At 64.3% G+C, this 18,487-nt stretch carries 16 protein-coding genes, 1 tRNA gene and 1 pseudogene; 10 read left to right on the forward strand and 8 right to left on the reverse strand.

Annotated features, from left to right (window positions below):
* Window positions 1–104: 104 nt before the first annotated feature.
* The 3 genes from LG661_RS07375 to LG661_RS07385 form a co-directional block, all read right to left on the reverse strand.
* Window positions 105–2,828 (reverse strand): bifunctional acetate--CoA ligase family protein/GNAT family N-acetyltransferase, encoded by a 2,724-nt coding sequence (locus LG661_RS07375; RefSeq protein WP_230531235.1) that lies wholly within the window; start codon window positions 2,826–2,828, stop codon window positions 105–107.
* Between the two features lie 63 nt (window positions 2,829–2,891).
* Complete coding sequence (locus LG661_RS07380) at window positions 2,892–3,338, reverse strand: GNAT family N-acetyltransferase (RefSeq protein WP_230531236.1); 447 nt, start codon at window positions 3,336–3,338, stop codon at window positions 2,892–2,894.
* A complete protein-coding gene (locus LG661_RS07385; RefSeq protein WP_230531237.1) occupies window positions 3,338–5,914 on the reverse strand; it encodes a PAS domain-containing sensor histidine kinase in 2,577 nt (858 codons plus the stop codon). Before LG661_RS07385 ends, LG661_RS07380 begins: the two co-directional genes overlap by 1 nt.
* Before the next feature lie 207 nt (window positions 5,915–6,121).
* Between LG661_RS07385 and LG661_RS07390 the strand changes: the two are divergent.
* The 10 genes and pseudogenes from LG661_RS07390 to LG661_RS07435 all read left to right on the forward strand — a co-directional run.
* Window positions 6,122–6,484 (forward strand): annotated as a pseudogene (locus LG661_RS07390) (phasin); the annotation flags it as partial.
* A 53-nt stretch (window positions 6,485–6,537) separates the two neighbouring features.
* Complete coding sequence (locus LG661_RS07395) at window positions 6,538–7,056, forward strand: phasin family protein (protein WP_230531238.1); 519 nt, start codon at window positions 6,538–6,540, stop codon at window positions 7,054–7,056.
* A 42-nt stretch (window positions 7,057–7,098) separates the two neighbouring features.
* Window positions 7,099–7,548 (forward strand): NUDIX hydrolase, encoded by a 450-nt coding sequence (locus LG661_RS07400; RefSeq protein WP_230531239.1) that lies wholly within the window; start codon window positions 7,099–7,101, stop codon window positions 7,546–7,548.
* 291 nt (window positions 7,549–7,839) lie between these two features.
* On the forward strand, window positions 7,840–8,547 hold the full coding sequence (locus tag LG661_RS07405; RefSeq protein WP_230531240.1) for an outer membrane protein: 708 nt from the start codon (window positions 7,840–7,842) through the stop codon (window positions 8,545–8,547).
* A 221-nt stretch (window positions 8,548–8,768) separates the two neighbouring features.
* Window positions 8,769–9,431 (forward strand): hypothetical protein, encoded by a 663-nt coding sequence (locus LG661_RS07410; protein ID WP_230531241.1) that lies wholly within the window; start codon window positions 8,769–8,771, stop codon window positions 9,429–9,431.
* A gap of 112 nt (window positions 9,432–9,543) precedes the next feature.
* A complete protein-coding gene (locus tag LG661_RS07415; protein ID WP_230531242.1) occupies window positions 9,544–9,720 on the forward strand; it encodes a hypothetical protein in 177 nt (58 codons plus the stop codon).
* Window positions 9,721–9,817: 97 nt separating this feature from the next.
* Window positions 9,818–10,030 carry a c-type cytochrome gene (locus tag LG661_RS07420; protein WP_407666677.1) on the forward strand — a complete coding sequence of 71 codons (213 nt, stop codon included), beginning with the start codon at window positions 9,818–9,820 and terminating at the stop codon, window positions 10,028–10,030.
* Between the two features lie 198 nt (window positions 10,031–10,228).
* Window positions 10,229–12,424 (forward strand): putative bifunctional diguanylate cyclase/phosphodiesterase, encoded by a 2,196-nt coding sequence (locus LG661_RS07425; RefSeq protein WP_230531244.1) that lies wholly within the window; start codon window positions 10,229–10,231, stop codon window positions 12,422–12,424.
* A 554-nt stretch (window positions 12,425–12,978) separates the two neighbouring features.
* Window positions 12,979–13,158: a hypothetical protein gene (locus tag LG661_RS07430; RefSeq protein ID WP_230531245.1), complete on the forward strand. Its 180-nt coding sequence runs from the start codon at window positions 12,979–12,981 to the stop codon at window positions 13,156–13,158.
* Window positions 13,159–13,267: 109 nt separating this feature from the next.
* On the forward strand, window positions 13,268–13,546 hold the full coding sequence (locus LG661_RS07435; protein WP_230531246.1) for a hypothetical protein: 279 nt from the start codon (window positions 13,268–13,270) through the stop codon (window positions 13,544–13,546).
* Here the strand turns inward: LG661_RS07435 and LG661_RS07440 are convergent.
* The 5 genes from LG661_RS07440 to LG661_RS07460 form a co-directional block, all read right to left on the reverse strand.
* A complete protein-coding gene (locus LG661_RS07440) occupies window positions 13,543–14,190 on the reverse strand; it encodes a hypothetical protein (RefSeq protein ID WP_230531247.1) in 648 nt (215 codons plus the stop codon). The genes LG661_RS07435 and LG661_RS07440 overlap by 4 nt on opposite strands.
* A 549-nt stretch (window positions 14,191–14,739) precedes the next feature.
* A tRNA-His gene (locus LG661_RS07445) sits at window positions 14,740–14,816 on the reverse strand.
* 122 nt (window positions 14,817–14,938) lie between these two features.
* Entirely contained in the window at window positions 14,939–15,916 is a 978-nt protein-coding gene (locus LG661_RS07450) for a tripartite tricarboxylate transporter substrate-binding protein (RefSeq protein ID WP_230531248.1), read from the reverse strand.
* Between the two features lie 63 nt (window positions 15,917–15,979).
* Window positions 15,980–17,482 (reverse strand): tripartite tricarboxylate transporter permease, encoded by a 1,503-nt coding sequence (locus LG661_RS07455; protein WP_230531249.1) that lies wholly within the window; start codon window positions 17,480–17,482, stop codon window positions 15,980–15,982.
* On the reverse strand, window positions 17,475–18,152 hold the full coding sequence (locus LG661_RS07460; protein WP_230531250.1) for a tripartite tricarboxylate transporter TctB family protein: 678 nt from the start codon (window positions 18,150–18,152) through the stop codon (window positions 17,475–17,477). The genes LG661_RS07455 and LG661_RS07460 overlap by 8 nt, the downstream gene beginning before the upstream one ends.
* Window positions 18,153–18,487 lie beyond the last annotated feature (335 nt).

Raw genomic sequence — 18,487 nt, forward strand, 5'->3', positions numbered from 1 at the left:
ATCACATAGGCCATATCGTGAGGAGCCGCGAGGCGGCGTCTCCAAGGATGAGGCTGCGAGAGCATCTCGGAGGCCCGCATCAATGATGCGGACCTTTTTCTTTGTCAGCGCCGCTGCGTGAGCTGCCCCGGCTCGTCGATGCTTGCAACCGGCAGAGTGACGACCCGAACTTCCGGATCATCGGGATCGACCCTGATGGAAAAGCCGAGATTGCGGCACATCTCCAGCATCGTGGTGTTCTCGCGCAGCACCTGGCCTTCGATCTCGCGCAGGCCCTCCACCTTCGCCCATTCGATCATTAGGCACATCAGCTCCCAGCCAAGGCCAAGACCCTTGAGGTCCGAGCGCATGAGGATGCCGTATTCCCCGGTCTCGTGGTTCGCATCGGCGTGCAGGCGCACGGCCCCCATCATCTCGCCGCTGTCGGCGCCGAAGGCGACGAAGGCGATGGCGCGGGCGTAATCGAGCTGCGTCAGCCGCGCGAGGAAGGTGTGGCTGAAGTCGCGCACCGGCGCGAAGAAGCGAAGGCGCAGATCCTCCGGCGTGATCCTCTCGAAGAAGCGCCGGAACTCCTCCTCGTCCTCGGGACGCACAGGACGCACGACTGCCTTGCGCCCGTTGCGCAGGGCAATCGTGCGCTCCCATTCCTTGGGATAGGGCCGCACCGCGAAGCGCGGATGCCCCCTGCCCTTGCGGGTCTCGGGCGCAACCGCCACACGCGCATCGACCGCGATCACGCCCGTATGGTCGGCGAGGAGCGGATTGATGTCGAGCTCACGGATCTCGGGGATATCAGCAGCCATCTGCGCGAGCTTCACGAGCGTGAGCGCAATCGCGCCCTCATCCGCCGCCGGCACGTCGCGATAGGCCTTCAGCCTGCGCGACACGCGGGTGCGGGCGATGAGATCGGCGGCGAGCTTCAGGTCGAGGGGCGGAAGCGCCAGCGCCTTGTCGTCGATGACCTCAACGGCGGTGCCGCCGCGCCCGAAGAGAACGACGGGGCCGAACGAGGCATCGTCCGCGATGCCCATGATAAGCTCCCGGGCTTTCGTCCGCCGCACCATCGGCTGCACGGTGACGCCGGTCACCGAGGCTTCGGGTTTGAGGCGCGCCGCCCGTTCGAAGATATCGGCGGCGGCCTTGCGAACCGCCTCCTCCGTGGTGAGGTCGAGCATCACCCCGCCGATATCGGATTTGTGCACTATGTCAGGCGAGAGAATTTTCACCGCCACGGTCGAGCCCTCCGCAAGGATGGGCCGTGCGGCCTCGGCCGCCTCCTCCGGCGTTTTCGCGAGGATCACGGGTGCCGCGGGAATGTCGTAGGCCCGCAGCAGCGCATTGACCTCGAGCGGATCGAGCCAGCGGCGGTTCTGCGCCAGCACCCCTGTGACGATCGCCTGGGCCGCCACCGTATCCGGCGCAAAGTCGTGCGGCAGGCTGTCCGGCGTTTCCATCAATTCGGTCTGCGCCTCGCGGTAGCGCACGAGCTGGAGGAAGCCGCGCACGGCATCTGCCTCAGTGGCGAAATGCGGGATGCGGGCCTCTTCGAAGATGCGGGCCGAATCCGGGTCCTCGCCGATCCAGGAAGCGAAGACGGGCTTCTGCCGCAGCCCATTCGCGCGGTCGCGCTTGATCACGTCCGTGACAGCCTGTGCGACCTCGGATGCCGATGCGACGGCTGTCGGTACATTGAGAATGAGGACCGCATCGTTCTCACGGTCTGCGAGCAGCGCCTCCAGCGCTCCCGCATAGCGGGCGGGATCGGCATCGCCGATGATGTCGATGGGATTGGCCTTGGACCATGTCGGCGGCAGGATGGCATTGAGCTTCTCCCGCGTCTCCTCGGAGATCGTGGCGAGGGTTCCGCCGAGATCGATGAGCCGGTCGATGGCCAGCACGCCGACGCCGCCGCCATTGGTGAGAACCGCGAGGCGGTTGCCGGGAAAGGGCTTCTGCCGGCCGAGGGTTTCGGCAGCGGCGAAGAGCTGGTCGAGATCGAGCACGCGCAGGAGGCCCGCACGGCGGAAGACAGCGTCATAGACCGCATCGGACCCGGCGAGCGCGCCCGTATGGGTCGCTGCCGCGCGCGCGCCCTGCGCATGCCGCCCGGCCTTGATCACGACAACAGGCTTGGTGCGCGCCGCAGCGCGCGCCGCCGACATGAACTTCTTCGCGTTGCCGATGGACTCGATGTAGAGCAGGATCGCCCGGGTCGATCCATCGGCGGAGAAGTAATCGAGGCAATCGCTGAAATCGACGTCGACCTTGTCGCCGAGAGAGACGACGGCCGAGAAGCCGACCTGCCGCTGCGCCGCCCATTCAACGAGCCCCACCGCCACCGCTCCCGACTGGGAGATGAGAGCGAGATCGCCGGGCTTGGCGCTGTGAGCTGCGAAGCTTGCGTTCATCCGTGCGCGTGGCGCGATCACGCCGATGCAGTTCGGACCGACAATGCGCAGGCCGTTGCGGCGGGCGGCCCGCATCACCTCGTTGGACAGGGAGCCCTCGCCATAGCCGAGCCCGGCTGTGGCGATGATCGCGGCCGAGACGCCCCTGCGCCCTGCCTCCTCGATCACATCGAGCACGCCTTTCGGCGGCACGGCGACGATGACGAGATCGGGCGTCTCCGGCAACTTGGCGAGGGAGCGATAGCAGGGTTTGCCCTCGATCTCGTCATGGTGCGGGTTCACCGGGTAGATCGCGCCCTTGAAACCCCCTTCCATGAGGTTCCTCAGAAAGGTCAAGCCGAGCGATCCAGGGCGGGGGCTCGCGCCCACAACGGCCACGGAACGGGGGGCGAAGATCTTGTCGAGGCGATAGGTGGACATGAGCGATCCTTCGTCTCGCAGGGCGACGTCGTGTCCCGGAAGCTAGTAGCACTTCGTGACGGATCAATCACCCGTCCAGCGGTAGCGCACATCCGGCAACCGCTCCGGGTTGCCCGAGCCGTCGGTGGTCTCGACGGGCTTGAACCCGCGCCGCTCGTAGAACTGGCGCGCCTGCAGGTTGTCCTGGAAGGTCCAGAGGTCGAGCTGCCGGCGTCCCTTCTTGATGACGAAGAGAAGAGCCGAGCCCACGCCCTGTCCATGCCAAGCCGGGTCGACATAGAGATGATCGAGCTGGTCCCGGCTTGCCGCCGCGAAGCCGATCAGTTCGTAGCCCTCCTCGGCGAGCCACATGGTGCTGTTGGGAAAGACCTTCTCCTCGAAGAAGGCCAGATCCTCCTCGGGCGTATGGAGATCGGGCAGGTACGGCAGGGAAATGTTACGCACGCGGCGATGCAGCCGGGCGACGGCCTCCATGTCGGAGAATTCGGCGCGTCGGACCTTGATCGGCATTATTCCGCCAGGACCCGCGTGGGCGGGAAGATGACCTCGACGAGGGTGCCCTCGTTCGGGTGGCTTGCGATCTGAAGAGCGCCGCGGTTCGCCTCCACCAGCGCCTTGGTGAGCGGCAGGCCGAGGCCCGTGCCGCCGCGCCTGCGGGCGGTGGCTATCTGGCGGAAGGGTTCGAGCGCCGCCTCGACCTCCTGCTCCGTCATGCCGATGCCCGTGTCGCGCACGCGGAAAGCGACCTCGCCCCGGTCGGTCAGGGCCGTCGAGACGATGACCTGCCCGCCCGCATCGGTGAACTTGATGGCGTTGGAGACGAGGTTGAGCACGATCTGGCGCATGGAGCGCTCGTCGGCCATCACGGGGGGCAGCTTGGCTGCAAAGCTCGTGCGCATGACGATCCGTTCGCGCGCGGCCTGCGGCTGCAGCAGGGCGACGCAGGAGGAGACCAGATCGTTGAGGTTCACGCCGATGAAGGACAGTTCCAGGCGCCCCGCCTCGACCTTGGCGAGATCGAGAAGATCGTTGACGAGGCTGATGACATGCGCACCGGAGGCGTGGACGTCCTTGAGATATTCCTTGTAGCGCTCGTTGCCGATGGGGCCGAAGCGCTCCTCCAGCATCACCTCGGCAAAGCCGATGATGGCGTTGAGCGGCGTACGGATCTCGTGGCTGATCTTGGCCAGCAGGTCCGATTTCTGCGCGCTCGCCTCCTCGGCCGCGCGCCTGGCGCCCACAAGCTCGCCTTCCGCCTTCTTGAAGGAGGTGATGTCGCGCAGAACGGCGCAGAACTTGCGGCCGGGCCCGTCGTTCATCCGGCCCATGGTCATGAAGAGCGGGATCGTGCCGCCCTGGCGCACCCGGCCGAGGACCTCGCGCCCGTCATTGAGCAGGCTCGCCATGCCCGGCGAGCGTAGCCCATCGAGATAGTCGAGCGCCACCATGTGGCTCTCGGGCGCGAGCAGCACGGTGATCGCATCTCCCACCACCTGCCGCTCATCATAGCCGAAGAGCGCCTCCGCGGAGCGGTTGAGGGAGAGAATGCGCCCGGTCTCGTCGAGGACGATGACGCCGTCGGTCGCCGTGTCGAGAATGGCCTCGAGTTCGTGGATCCGTCCCTCGCTCTGGCGCTGTCCGGCGTCAGAGCCGAGGCTCTTCCGCACAATCATCAGGCTTGCCGGCTCGCCGTTCCACTCGGCGGAGGAGAGACGTGCGCTGACGGGGACGGTCTCGTCCTGCCGGGTCGAGAGCGTAAGCAGGACATCCTCTTCTGCCGGAGCGGGCATGGCGCGGAACAGGCGCTTGAGGCCGCCTGCCGCCCTCACCTGCTCCACAGCCTCGAAACCCGCCAGATTGAGAAGAAAGCGGTTGGCGAAGAGGATGGCGTCGCCGCGATGGATCAGGATCCCGATCGGCAAGCGGTCGAGCACGGGAGCGCCATGGAAGATTTCGGCCGGCTGAAGCGGCGGAGCTACTCCCTGCTCCGGCGTTGCCCCTTCAGGGGAAGGCTCGCGCTGCGGCGAGCCTCCGTCCTCGAAGCGGGCGCCCAGGGCCCGCGCGATCTCGCGGAAGGCGTTGCGCTCCGTCTGCGACAGGCCTGAGGAAGCGGCAGGGCGGGGCCTTTCGCTGGGCTCCGCCGGAACCTCGTCAGGCCTGTTGCCCGACAGGGCCTCCGCGACCTTGTCGCGGAGATGGGTGAACCATTGATCGTCGTCCGGGGACGAAGCTTCGGAGCCCGCACCCTCCCGGCTGTCCGCCGGAGACGCCAGTTCCCTGGCCTCGTCAAGGCGCAGGACGCCGAAGCCGCGGAAGCCCGTCAGCTCGCGATGCGCACCGAAGACGGGCATGCCCGCCCACTCGACGGGCACCTGCCGGAGCGGGCTGTCGGCCTTCCAGAGGAGGGAGCACCCGCTCCAGGTCTCGCGGCGCGCGAACAGCCCCGCGACAATGCCTTCCGGATCCTCGGCAACGGAGCGGACGACCTCATCCCAGGTCAGCCCGACGATACTGGACGACCGGGGCCCAACGGCTTGGGCCAGTGCCGGCGACACATGGGTGAAGCGCGTGGAGGCGTCAGTCTGCCAGGTGAAGCGGATCGTCCCGCTCGGCTTGTCCTGCGGAGATGCAATTTCGGCAGCGGCGGACATCTGTGCGTCTGCGATCTCCCCTTCCGTCGGAGCCAGGCGGGCGCGTGACGCAGATTTGGGGACGGGACCGACAAGGGCGGTGACGAGCACGACCTCCCCCTCACCCAGGCCGACGAGGCGGCAGGCGCAGGTCACCGGCAGCCAGGGGCGGGCCGGATCGAGGCGCAGGCGCTCAAGGCGTGTGCCCTCCCGAGGAGCCAGTCCTGCGCTGAGCTCCTTCAGGCGCTCCCGGGCCTTGAACTCGGCGACGAGGCAACCGCTTGCGTCGGCAAAGGCCTCCCGCAACCCCTCGGCGGCCGGGGACGCCCAGAGAAGCCGCTCCACGGCCCGATCCCAGACGAGCACGCCCGATCCGGGCCTGACCACACCGGCCATTCCGGGATCGGCGGCCAGTCGCGCGATCATTGCCTCATAGCGGTTTGGAGCATCCGTCATGAACGGTCTCGGCCTCACCCCTGCCTGGGAGTCATTCAAGAAGAGGTTCTAACCAACAACGGGCAGGGAACATAGACGGCAGAACACTTGATTCCTTTTACTTTCAGGTAACCTTAATAGAAAGCGGCGGGGAGTTGATTTTGCAGCGCACAATGATATTGTGCACCGCACAAGTCACAAGATTCCAATGACGATACGGAGCGAGCAATGGCAACCAATCCCAACCAAAACTACGAAGTCCCGGCTGAGATGCGCGATTTCGCTGAGAAGAGCGTCGAGCAGGCCCGCAAAGCCATCGACGGCTTCATGAACGCGGCCCAGAAGACGGTCGATACCTTCGAGGGCTCCGCGAACACCGTTCAGTCCAGCGCCAAAGACGCCACCCGCAAGACCTTCACCTATGCCGAGCAGAACATCGCGGCAGCCTTCGACCTCGCCCAGAAGATGGTGCGCGCGAAGGACATGCAGGAGGCCATGCAGATCCAGGCCGAATTCGTCCGCTCGCAGTTCGAGGCGATGCAGACGCAGATGAAGGAATTCGGCTCCATGGCCCAATCGGCCATGAAACAGCCGGGCTCGAAGAAGTAAGCGCCGACCCTCAAGAACCATTGCGAGGACCTGCCATGGCGGAACCCAAGAAGATGCGCACAAGAACCCCCAAAGCTGCGAGCGCCAAACCGGATACGAAGCCGGATCTGGTCGAGATGGCGGCCGTGACGGCGATTGAGATCCCGAGCACTGTCGAGGCGGTGCCCGCTCCAGCAGCGCCTGCTCCCAAGGCTTCCGCCAGGAAGGCGCAGAAGATCGAAGCCGGGACCGCGCCCTCCCCGGTCCGCGAGCATGGCGACGCCCTGCGCCTCGCCATGGGCGAGTCCCTGGCGGCCTCCGCCAGAGGCGCCCTCGAAGTCAGCGACAAGGTTATCGATGCGCTGCAGAGCCAGAGCCATGCTGCTCTGGACCTGTGGCGGGGCGCCTTCAGCACTCCTCACCTTCCCGAGGCCTTTCACAACCAGGCCAGCGCTGCGCGCCAAGCCTACGAGACGGCCTCCGCCCAGTGGAAGGACATCGCGGAGACGGCGGCGCGCTGGATGACCAGAAGCGTCGAGCCGCTTCAATCGGCCCTGCAGCGTCCCATGCGCTGAGCAAATCTATCGGCGGCAGGCATGATGCGTTAAGGCTTGGCCATGACTGGCCAAGCCTTTTCCTTTTCGCCCTCGCCGATCCCGGCCGCCATCGCCGTCGTCGTCCATGAGGGGAAGGCCCTGCTCGTCCGGCGCGCCAACCCGCCGGATGCCGGCCTGTGGGGCTTTCCGGGCGGCAAGATCGATTTCGGCGAGACGGTCAGGGACGCGGCCACGCGCGAGCTTCTGGAGGAGACTGGCATCCGCGCCGAGGCGCAGGAGATCATCACCACCCTCGATATCCTGGTGCGGGCCGATGACGGCGGCGTCCGGCAGCATTTCATTCTCATCGCGGTCAGATGCCGGTGGCTTTCCGGAAGCCCGAAGGCCGGCGACGACGCCCTGGAGGCTGGTTGGATTCCGGTTGCGGACCTCCACCCGGACAGGCTGCCCATGAGCGCCGATGTGGATGTCATCGCCCGGCGCGTCGAGGCGCTTGCCCGCGAGGACTGAGCCTCAAAAAGAAAAGCCCCGCCTTGGGGGGAAGCAGGGCCAAGTTCTCATTGTCTCGCGCTTTGAGCCAAACAGGCAAACTGCGTGCCTTATGTACGCATGATTGAAGACCAAGCGTCAATCGAGCCGCCGAAATGTTGGTTTATGAAAAGTAAACGTTCATAGATCATCAATCATATCTCAAGCGAAACATAGTATCGGCATTGCATGTCTTCCCATGCTGCCCTTATTACTCCGGCGACAGGCAATAAATGCCTAGCCCAATTGATCGCTCACTACGGAACAAAACAAATGCGTACCTCTGTCTTCGGCTTGCTTGCCGGCACCGCGGCTCTCATTGCCGCTTCGACCGCTTCCGCCGCCGACCTTCCGTCGCGCTACAGCCCGGCTCCGGCCTACAATGCCGCTCCCCCGATCTTCACCTGGACCGGCTTCTATGCCGGCGTGAACGCAGGCTACGGCTGGAGCACCGGCGACAGCCGCTACTACGATCCGGCCTTCGGCTATATCGGCAGCAGCCGGAAGGGCGGCTTCGTCGGCGGCGCTCAGGCTGGCTACAACTACCAGCTCGGGATGTTCGTCCTCGGCGCCGAAACCGACCTGCAATACGCCGCCGTCGGCAATAAGGGCGCCTCCTACGGCGCTACCTACTACCCCGGCGACGATGACGGCTATTTCGGCACGATCCGCGCCCGCCTCGGCGTCGCCTTCGACCGCGCTCTCGTCTACGGCACCGGCGGCTTCGCCTACGGCGACATCGGCGGCAACCGCGCCTACGACCCGGTCCTCGGCTACCATCGCGACAACAGCACCAATGGCGGCTGGACCCTTGGCGGCGGCGTGGAATATGCCGTGACGGACAACTTCACCGCAAAGGTCGAAGGTCTCTATGTCGATCTCGACACGAAGAGCAACTACGCACTCGGCGAGATCGTCGGCACCCGCCGCGACACCGAGTTCGGCGTTGTGCGCGCCGGCGTGAACTACAAGTTCAACTGATCGCTGACACAGTGCGACCAGGAAAGGCCCGGTGCTCCGCCGGGCCTTTTTTCTTGGCTTCGGCCTGAGGTTGAATTCAGTCGGTATATGATTTCTTATAGCGGAAGGCGCGCATGCGACGCGCCTGCAGGTAGTGCGCCAGGAGCGCCAGCCAACGATACGATCGGGGGTGTCCGGGACGATAGGCCCATAGCCGCTCTGAGGTGGCTGGGAGTTTGCCAATGTCGCAAGTCTTCTGCGGATTTCGAGGCGCTGGAGCACATGGAACGGCATCGCTGGTCGTTGCAGCGGGCCTTGTCCTCGGCACGCCCGCATCTGCTCAGGCTCCTGCGCGGGACTGGCACATCAGCGTTTATGGCAGTCAATGGGTGAATGCCGATCTCCTGGAAATCCCGGAGCGCTCCCTCACCGTAGGGCTCACCCGCGAGGAGGCCTACTTCGTCGGGTTCGGCCTTTCGCGTGCGATCACGCCGCCTTTCTCGATCCCCCTCCCCGGCACCGATTTCGCCTTTCGCGGAAACCGCCTCGAACTCGAAGGACAGGTGCTGCGCCATTTCGGCGATCAGAGCCATTGGGAAGGAACGCTGGCCTTGCTGTTCCGGACGGGTCAGATCCCGCTCTTCGGAGGCCTGAGCGTCAACTTTGCCTTCGGCGAAGGCCTCTCATACTCCTCCGAGCCTCCGAACCTCGAAGGAAGCTTCCGTGTCGAGCCGAGCCGGTTGCTCAACTATCTTAGCTTCGAGGCCGACTTCACCCACGCCTCATTGCCGGGCGTCTCCATCGTCCCGCGGATCCACCACAGATCCGGCATCTTCGGCGTAATCGCACCACGGGAATCCGGTTCGAACTACATTGGCGTCGGATTGCGGGTCGACTTCAGATGATGCCGCGGAAGCAAGAACCTTTCGGTCCTGTCCGCTAATCCGCTTTTGCCATTGTCGGCCGGAAACGGCGCGCTCATCCTGACCCTGGTTTCACGGAAACCGGGGGACAGCCATGAAGCAGATTGCGTGGGTTTTAGCCGGAGCGACAGGCGCCCTCCTTCTGGGGGCGCCGGCCCTGGCGCAGGACAAGATGAAGCGCGGCGAGTATCTCGTGTCGATCATGGATTGCGCCGGCTGCCACACGCCCGGCACCCTGCTCGGCAAGCCCGACATGCATCGCCGGCTCTGAAGTCGGCTTCCAGATCCCGGGCCTCGGCATCTTCTACCCTCCCAACCTCACCCCCGATCCCGAGACCGGGCTGGGCCAGTGGAGCGAGGCTGATATCATAAAGGCCGTGCGCACGGGCGTGCGCCCGGATGGGCGACAGCTTGCGCCCGTCATGCCCTGGCACGCTTACGGCAACATGACCGATCAGGACGCCCAGGCGCTGGCCTCATATATCAAGGCCATGAAGCCGATGAAGAATAAAGTGCCGCCCCTATCGGGTCCGACGGAAAAGGCGCCTGGTCCCTATATGACCGTCGTCGTGCCACAGTAAGGGAAGCCGCCCCTATCGGGGGATCCCTGCGCATGCATCCTTCGCATCCCACATCCGAGCACGCGTGGCTTGACGGATTCTTGAGGAACGGGGTCTATGTTCCGTTACGGAGCCTGGGCATGTGATGGGTTGCGCCAGCCGAACGGCCGCCCAGATCCCCAAGAACAAGACGCCACACGGGTTTTCGAGAGAGTAGACGTGCGTATTCCGGGCCATGCGTGGCTGACCCAGTTTTTCAACCGGCGCTCCCAGAGCAAGGATGCACCCATCGAGTTGTCTGCGGCAGGTCCGACGGAAGGGATCGGCGCACCCAACGCACCGGATGACCAGCGCCTCTCCCAATATGCACGGGCCTTTCTGGAGGGCACGACCGACTGCGTCTTCTTTCTCGACCGTCGCTGGTGTTTCACCTTTCTCAACAGACGCGCCCTTCATGAATTGGAAGGCGGCTTCGATCTCGTCGGACGCAATATCTGGGACGTTTTCCCGCAGGCCCTGGGCACCCCGTTCGAGATCCATTACCGGCGCGCGCTTGCGGAGAACACGACTCAGATCTTCGAAGCTTTTTTTCCGCCGCTGTCGTCCTGGTACGAAGTCCATGCGGTTCCCGTCGGCCCCGGGCTCACGGTCTTTTTCCGCAACATCGACGAGCGGCGCGCTGCTGCCGATACGCTGCGCGAGAGAGAGCGACAGCTGGCAATCGTCTTCGGCCAGACGATGGTCGGCATCCTGCATCGCGACCTGAACCGGCAAGTCCTGATGGTCAATCAGCGCTTCTGCGAGATTGTCGGACGCAGCCGGGACGAATTGAACGGCCTGCCGATGGAGGCCTTCACGCATGCGGACGACATCGTGGAGAATAAGGCCCTCTTCGAGAAGCATCTCGCGAACGGCGAACCGTTTCAGATCGAGAAGCGCTATGTGCGTCCTGACGGTACGGTGGTCTGGTGCGCGGTCAATGTCTCGTTCGTTCAGGACGATTGGGGCCAAGTGGTTTCGACGATTCTCGTCGTCGAGGATATCGGCCTCCGCAAAGTGGCGGAGGAGCGCCTGCTCTGGAATGCACGCCACGATCTCCTGACGCAGCTTCCCAACCGCATGCTCTTCCAGGAGAGGCTCACCGAAGCCTTGAAATGCTCCGCCAGCACCGGCCTGAAAGTCGGTCTTCTGCTGCTCGACCTGGATCATCTCAAGCAGGTCAACGATACGCTTGGGCATGATGCAGGAGACTGCCTGTTGCGCACCGCTGCGGAGCGCCTGCGATCCTCGATCCGTCCTATCGACACGGTTGCCCGCAACGGCGGCGATGAATTCGCTGTCGTCATGCCGGATATCGGGAGCGAGGAGGAACTCGAGGAGATTGTGCGCCCGCTTCTCGCACGGCTGCAGGAGCCCTTCCTGTATGCCGGGCACACGGTCAGCTGCAGCGCCAGCATCGGGGTGAGCATCTGGCCCGATCATACGGACCAGGCCGAAGAGCTGCACAAGCAGGCCGATATCGCGCTCTACATGGCCAAGGCCGGCGGCCGCGGCAAGATCATGATCTTCGAGCCGTCGATGCGTGCGGAGACTCACCGCCGGGCCCAGATGCGCAACAATGCGCGCGAGGCCATCGAGTCCAGCCGGATCGAGCCCTATTACCAGCCCAAGGTCCATCTCGCGTCCGGCAAGCTCGCCGGCTTCGAGGCGCTCCTGCGCTGGCACGACCCACAGGATGGCCTGCAGCCCCCATCCGCCATTCAGGCTGCCTTCGACGATCCCCGCCTGGCGGTCGCCATCGGTCAGCAGATCCAGGAGCTCGTGCTTGGCGACATGCGCCGCTGGCTCGATGCGGGCGTCGATTTCGGCCATGTAGCCATCAACGCCTCGGCGGCCGAATTCAGAGGGCACGACTTCGCCGATCAGTTGCTGGAGCGCCTGCGCGCGGCCCGCATTCCCTCGCGCTATCTCGAGCTCGAAGTGACCGAGACCGTCTTTCTTGGTCAGGGAGCCGAGCATGTGGAATCGGCCCTGCGCATGCTCAGTGCCGAAGGCATCAGGATCGCCCTCGACGATTTCGGAACGGGCTATGCCTCTCTATCGCACCTGAAGCAGTTTCCGGTCGACATCATCAAGATCGATCGCTCCTTCGTCCGTGACCTGGCCGAGAACCCCGACGACACGGCGATCCTCCAGGCCGTTCTGAGTCTCGGTCAGAACCTCGGCATCGCTACCGTCGCGGAGGGCGTCGAGACGGAGGTCCAGGTCGCCTTCCTGCGCGCGCAGGGATGCGACCTGGGACAGGGCTATCTGTTCGGCAAGGCTGCGCCGAAGGATCGGATTTCCGAGCTCATCGCGTCATGGGACGTGTTCCGGCACCGGAGCCAGACGAGATCGTCCATCGCCCTTCTCTGACAAATGACAGACAGGCCTACGCGGGAGAGGACCTGTCTAAAAGTCTCCTCGCGGCTTGCGAGATCGTGTGGCAGGCATTGCCGCCTCGCTCCGCTTGAGCGCGAGCAGCCGTCGCGCCGCAACACCGCCCGGCTCACTGGATAGAGCCGGTCGTTCAGTACTTCGATCTGCCAGAGCTGCAGCTCGAGCAGGGCTTTCAATCCCCTGACGTGAGCCTGAAGATCGAGAGCGTCCTTGAGAGGGTCCGGTCCGCGATATGTCATAGGACCACCCCTGGAAAATTTGGGATGAATCATGTCTGAACGCGAGACCTAAAAACGGGGCGAAGAGCCCGGGTGACGGGAAAAAACAGGCTACTGAACGCTTTAAGCAAACAATGCGGCCGCCCAATCCGGCCGGCCCGCGCGCTACAAATCACAGGCACTTCTTCATACGATATATCCTGCCGCCCGACAATTGAACGGCGGGTACTTCGCAGTGCTTGCGACGCAGCGTGGCAGGAACCGGGAACAATGTTCGACAGTTGCATTCCAAAACAGCAGGAGATTCCGGACATGCCCGACCGACGTCACACCATGGAAGCCGAGAAATTGCTGGCCCAGATGGGCATTACCCTCGCCGACACTCGGTCTCTGCCACAGCGGCGTCGCCTTCTCGCAGAGGCGCTCGAGCGAGCGGAACGGCGCGGGCGCGGGACGATGATGTCCGGAAGCGAGAAGGAATCGAGCGGCTGAGAGCGCGGGTCCGTAGAGCGGACGCCTCTCACTCCATCATTCCATCAAGCTGCTTTCGGGACTAACCTGTTACGGCGTCCGGTGAGGCGCCTCGCACGAAGGCTGATCGATGCCCAGCAAGGACGAAGAGACCGAGACCGAGACCGACGACAGCGAGTTCGATCCGGAGACCCGCGTCGATCTGCGGGATTATCCGAGCACGATGCTGGTCCTGCTCGGAGTTGCAGGATCGGGCCTAGCCTGGATGCTCTACAACTGGCTGGGGCGCAAGAAACCCACGGACGAGGGCTCTCTCAATAAAGCCACGGGCGAGGCCGCTTCATCGGGCAAAGAGAACACGCCCGGCAATGAGGCCGCAAAGCCCGCATCGCGCCCCAACGCGGGCTAGAGCTGCATCACCCTTTGACGGACCGGGCGCATGGGGATCTGCAGCGGCTTGGCCGACATCCTGTGGCCGCGGTCGATGAGGGGAGCCACCAGGCGTGCGAGCGCCACGGCCTTCTCGTCCGTGCTGCCGGTCTGCAGGAAGGAGGCGTACTGCCTCATCAGCTCCACCGTCACATAGTGGAAGGCCGCCTCCGATCCCTTGACGACCTCCATGCGGCGGGCCGCCGCTTCCAGCTTCTCGAGATAGAGCTTCTGGTCGATGGGCGGAGCCGCCTGGAAGCCGCTGGCCCCGCCGAACACCTCCCGGAAATTGTCCCAGAGCAGCGACAGGTTCCGGGCGACCTTGTCCTGCTGGTCCCGTTCGAGCTTCCCGAATTCCGCAATCACGATATCGACCGGATCGGGCTCTTCCGGCTCGGGCTCCGGAACGTCGAGCAGGAAGGGAAGGACCGTGCGGGCCCGGGCGACGAGAGCGGGGTGAGTTTCCTGGAGCCGGGCCAGCACCTTCGGAGCAAGCTCCTGCGCATGGGGAAGCGCCTGGCGCAGTTCGACCATGCCTCTGCTGACCACAGGTCTCAAGGTGACGACAGTCTGGCGGATATACCAGCGCGTCAGCTGCGGCACCGCGCCGGCGGACCTGATCATCTGCCCGAAGCTACGAGCAGGAAATCCATCACCCTTACGCAAAGCAACCGCACTACCGACAGACTGAGGGAGGCTCTCCATCGCCAATCCGCTCCCACTTCCCCGTGCCATTTTGTGGTACCCACAGAAGATTCGACCTATCCCTTTGAGGGCCATCTTTTGGCGAAATTAAGTTTTCCGAGCAGGGAAAGTACTTCTGAGACGATTACTTGATGCAGAAGAACATCATTGCATTGATCTTCAGGAATATTTTGACATGAAGAAGACTATATACTTTAGCCTGAGCAAATAAGTCTTAGACGTCTTTCTTCGAAGTGAGATGTTCTCTGAAGCGGCAGACCGAACCTTAGCAAGAAACCGGTTTGCACCGGACGGACGCGCGGACATGAACCTCAGCCGGGATGACCGACCCTGCTACGACCGGCGAGGAATGCTACACATCGGGGAACTGAGAGAACGGAATTGAACAGCCGGAGAGTCATATCCCGGCAAAGGGCCGCTTCCGGCCAAAGCCTCGAACCTGCGAGGCGCTAAAGCTTTGATTTGAAGTGGTACAGCCGCCCCGGCTCGAACGGGGGACCCCCAGATCCACAATCTGGTGCTCTAACCAACTGAGCTACGGCTGCACGTGAGGCGTGGTGTAATCGTCCGGGCGATCAATTTCAAGGCTTCTTTGACGTCGCAGTCCATCAAATGAAAACGGCGGGCCCCGCGGCCCGCCGTCTCGAACGCAATGCGTGGCTAAGGCTTATTCCGCCTTGGCTCCGGCAGCCTGGAGGACCGGGGTCCAGCGGGCCACTTCGCTGTCGACCAGCTTCTGCAGGCCTTCTGGCGACTGCTCTTCGGCCGAGGGGATGACGCCGCCGAGGTCGAGGAGGCGCTTCTTGGTGTTCTCATCGGCAAGCGCCTTCACGAGAGCGTCGTTCAGCTTGGCGACGACGTCGTTGGGCGTGCCCTTGGGCGCGAAGACCGCGTTCCAGGCGCTGACCTGATAGTCGCCGAGGCCGGCTTCCTTCGTGGTCGGCACGTTCGGCAGCGCGGGGGAGCGCTCCGGCGTGGCAATGGCATAGGCCTTGATGTTGCCGCCCTGGATCTGCGGAGCAACGTTGACGATCTGGTCCGTCATGAAGTCGACCGTGCCCGCCATGAGGTCGTTGAGGGCCGGCCCCGTACCGCGATAGGCCACCATGGTGGGCTTGGTTCCAACAATGGAGTCGAAGAGCACGCCCGTCGTGTGGGAGACCGAGCCCACGCCCGCATGGGCCTGGTTCACCTTGTCGGCATTAGTCTTCACGTATTCGATGAAGCCCTTCAGGTCGCTGGCCGGAAGGTCCTTCTTGGCCACGATCAGGATCGGGGTGCCGGCGGCCATGCCGATGGGCGCGAAGTCCTTGGTCGGGTCATACTTCAGGTTCGGGTACAGAGCCGGTGCGGCGCCGTGGGTGCCCATATGGCCCATCATGATCGTGTAGCCGTCCGGCTGGGACTGGGCGGCGCGGGTGATGCCCGTGGTGCCGCCGGCGCCCGCCACGTTCTCGATCACGATCTGTTGACCGAGGGTGCGGGACATGTGGTCCGTCACGATGCGGGCCACGACGTCCGTCGGTCCGCCTGCGGCGAAGGGCACGATCATGGTGATCGGGCGATTGGGGTAGTTCTGCTGGGCCTGCGCGCCCGTTGCGGCAATGCCGGCGACGGCGGCAAGAGCCAGAGCAATCTTCTTCATCAGTCTTCCTCCCTCGGGAAAGCTATCGCCCTACATTGTGGGTAAGGGCTTGGCAAAAACAAGCTATTCCGTGAACACCTCGTCCCTCCCCTTCCGGATCGAGGGGAGGAGCGCGACGATCAGCAGGATGGCCGCGATGGCCAGGAGCACGGCGCTGATCGGGTGCTCGATGAAGGTCATCATGTCCCCGCGGGACAGGATCAGCGCGCGCCTCAGGTTCTCCTCCATCAGCTTGCCGAGCACGAAGCCAAGCAGCATCGGAGCCGGCTCGAAGCCGAACTTGATCAGCATGTAGCCCACGAGGCCGAAGAAGGCGATGAACATCACGTCCGTCGGCAGCGAGTTGATGGAGTAGATGCCGATGCAGCAGAACATCAGGATCGCGGGGAACATCAGGCGGTAGGGCACCTTCAGCAGGCGCACCCACATGCCCACCAGCGGCAGGTTGATGACGAGCAGCATCAGGTTGCCGATCCACATGGATGCGATCATGCCCCAGAACAGGTCGGGATTGCGGGTCATCACCTGCGGCCCCGGCACGATGCCGTGGATGGTCATGGCGCCGACCATGAGAGCCATCACCGCATTGGGCGGGATGCCAAGGGTCAGCAGCGGGATGAACGAGGTCTGGGCGCCCGCATTGTTGGCGCTTTCCGGCCCCGCCACGCCCTCGATGGCGCCCTGCCCGAAGCGGCGCGGGTCCTTGGCGAGCTTTTTCTCCAGCGTATAGGCTGCAAACGGCCCGAGCACCGCGCCGTTGCCGGGCAGGATGCCGAGCGCCGCGCCGATGAAGGTGCCGCGCAGCACCGGCTTGTAGGAATGCCGGAAGTCGTCCCTGTTCGGCAGCAGGCGGCCGATGGCCTGGCGGACCACGTCGCGGGTCTCGGTGTGGTCCAGGTTGCGCAGGATCTCGGCGATGCCGAAGACGCCCATGGCCAGCACGGCGAAATCGATCCCGTCGACTAGGAACGGCAGACCGAAAGTCATGCGCTCCTCGCCGGTCTCGAGATCCGTGCCGACCGTGGAGAGCAGCACGCCGACCAGAATCATGGCGATGGCCTTGAGGATCGAGCCGCGCGCCAGGACCACGGCGAAGACGAGGCCCATGGTCATGAGCGAGAAATATTCCGTCGGCCCGAAGATGAGCGCGAGGCCGGTCAGCGGAGCGCCCAGAGCCGCGATCACCAGGGTCGCCACGGTTCCGGCGAAGAAGGAGCCGATGGCCGCGATGCCGAGCGCGATGCCGGCCCGGCCCTGACGGGCCATCTGGTGCCCGTCCAGGGCCGTCACCACGGAGGTCGCCTCGCCGGGAATGTTGACGAGGATCGCCGTGGTCGAGCCGCCATACTGCGCGCCGTAATAGATGCCGGCGAGCATGATGAGGGCGCCGATGGGATCGAGGCCGAAGGTGATGGGAAGCAGCATCGCGATGGTCGCGATGGGGCCGACGCCGGGCAGGACGCCGATGAGGCTTCCCACGAGACAGCCCAGGAAGGCGAGACCCAAGTTCTGCAGGCTCAGAGCGACGCCGAAACCGAGGCTCAGGTTGGAAGCGAAATCACCCATCGATACCCTCGTCCGGTTGGACCACCCTGTCGACTTGCTGCGTGCGCTTCTTCGGCCCAAGGGCATAGACGACGATGGCCCCGACCACCATCGCCGCAGCCATTGCCCTCAGGATATCCTTCTGCGACCAGTCCGCCGGAAAAAGGTCCCTGAGCGCCTGCGGGAAGATCGGGATCGGCAGATTCAGCAGATCGCCGAACAGGACCATACAGAAAGGCGTCAGGCAAAGCGCGAGGATGATCAACTCCCTCAGGCGCATCTCAGGCGTTGCGAAACCGCCGATGATGATGGCCAGCGGCCCCGCAATCACGAGGCCGAGGCCCGGGATCGTCAGCGCCCCGAGCTCGAAGGGACGGATCGTGACGGCGAAGGCCAGGATGCCCAGAACGACGAAGAAGGGCCCGCGCAGGCTCCAGTGATCCAGCTCGTCGCCCTGCTTGGTAAAGGCGAAGGCCAGGAGGGCCACGCCACAGGCTCCGACCCCGACGGCGAGCCAGTCCGGCAGCATCGCCGGCCCCATGGCGTTCAGGGTGCCCTGATCCAGATTGCGATTGAGCCACAGGGCCAGGATGGCCAGGAAGACAAGGAAGATCCCGCCACCGAGGCTCTGCGGTGCGCGAATGGGCCCGCGGCGCCCCGGATCTCCGGGGCGTTCGTGAGGTACAGACATGGACGGCCTCCCGACAGGCGCATGGCATGCGCCTCTCAATTGTTCCAGGCGAGTAGTGCATAAGGCCACCCCCCGGATCAAGCTTCCGCCGCCGAAAGTGCCGGTTTCTCAACAAGGCTCCCCCTGCAATCGGAGAGGTGCGACGCCGCATGTTCCCGAGCCCTGCAGCGCCTGTGACGTGCAGCAGGAGATCACTTGATCGGCTGCGCGGGGTTGTCTAGATGAGACCGCTGTAACCAGGCCGGGCCCCTCTGGTCGCTCCTTTCGAGCGGCGATGTCGGACTGGAGAACCAGGGTCGCCTGGATGCGTTCTCGCACACGGTTCATTCAGTCCT

The sequence above is a fragment of the Microvirga roseola genome, from assembly GCF_020866965.1.
GTDB classification, from domain to species: Bacteria; Pseudomonadota; Alphaproteobacteria; order Rhizobiales; family Beijerinckiaceae; genus Microvirga; species Microvirga roseola.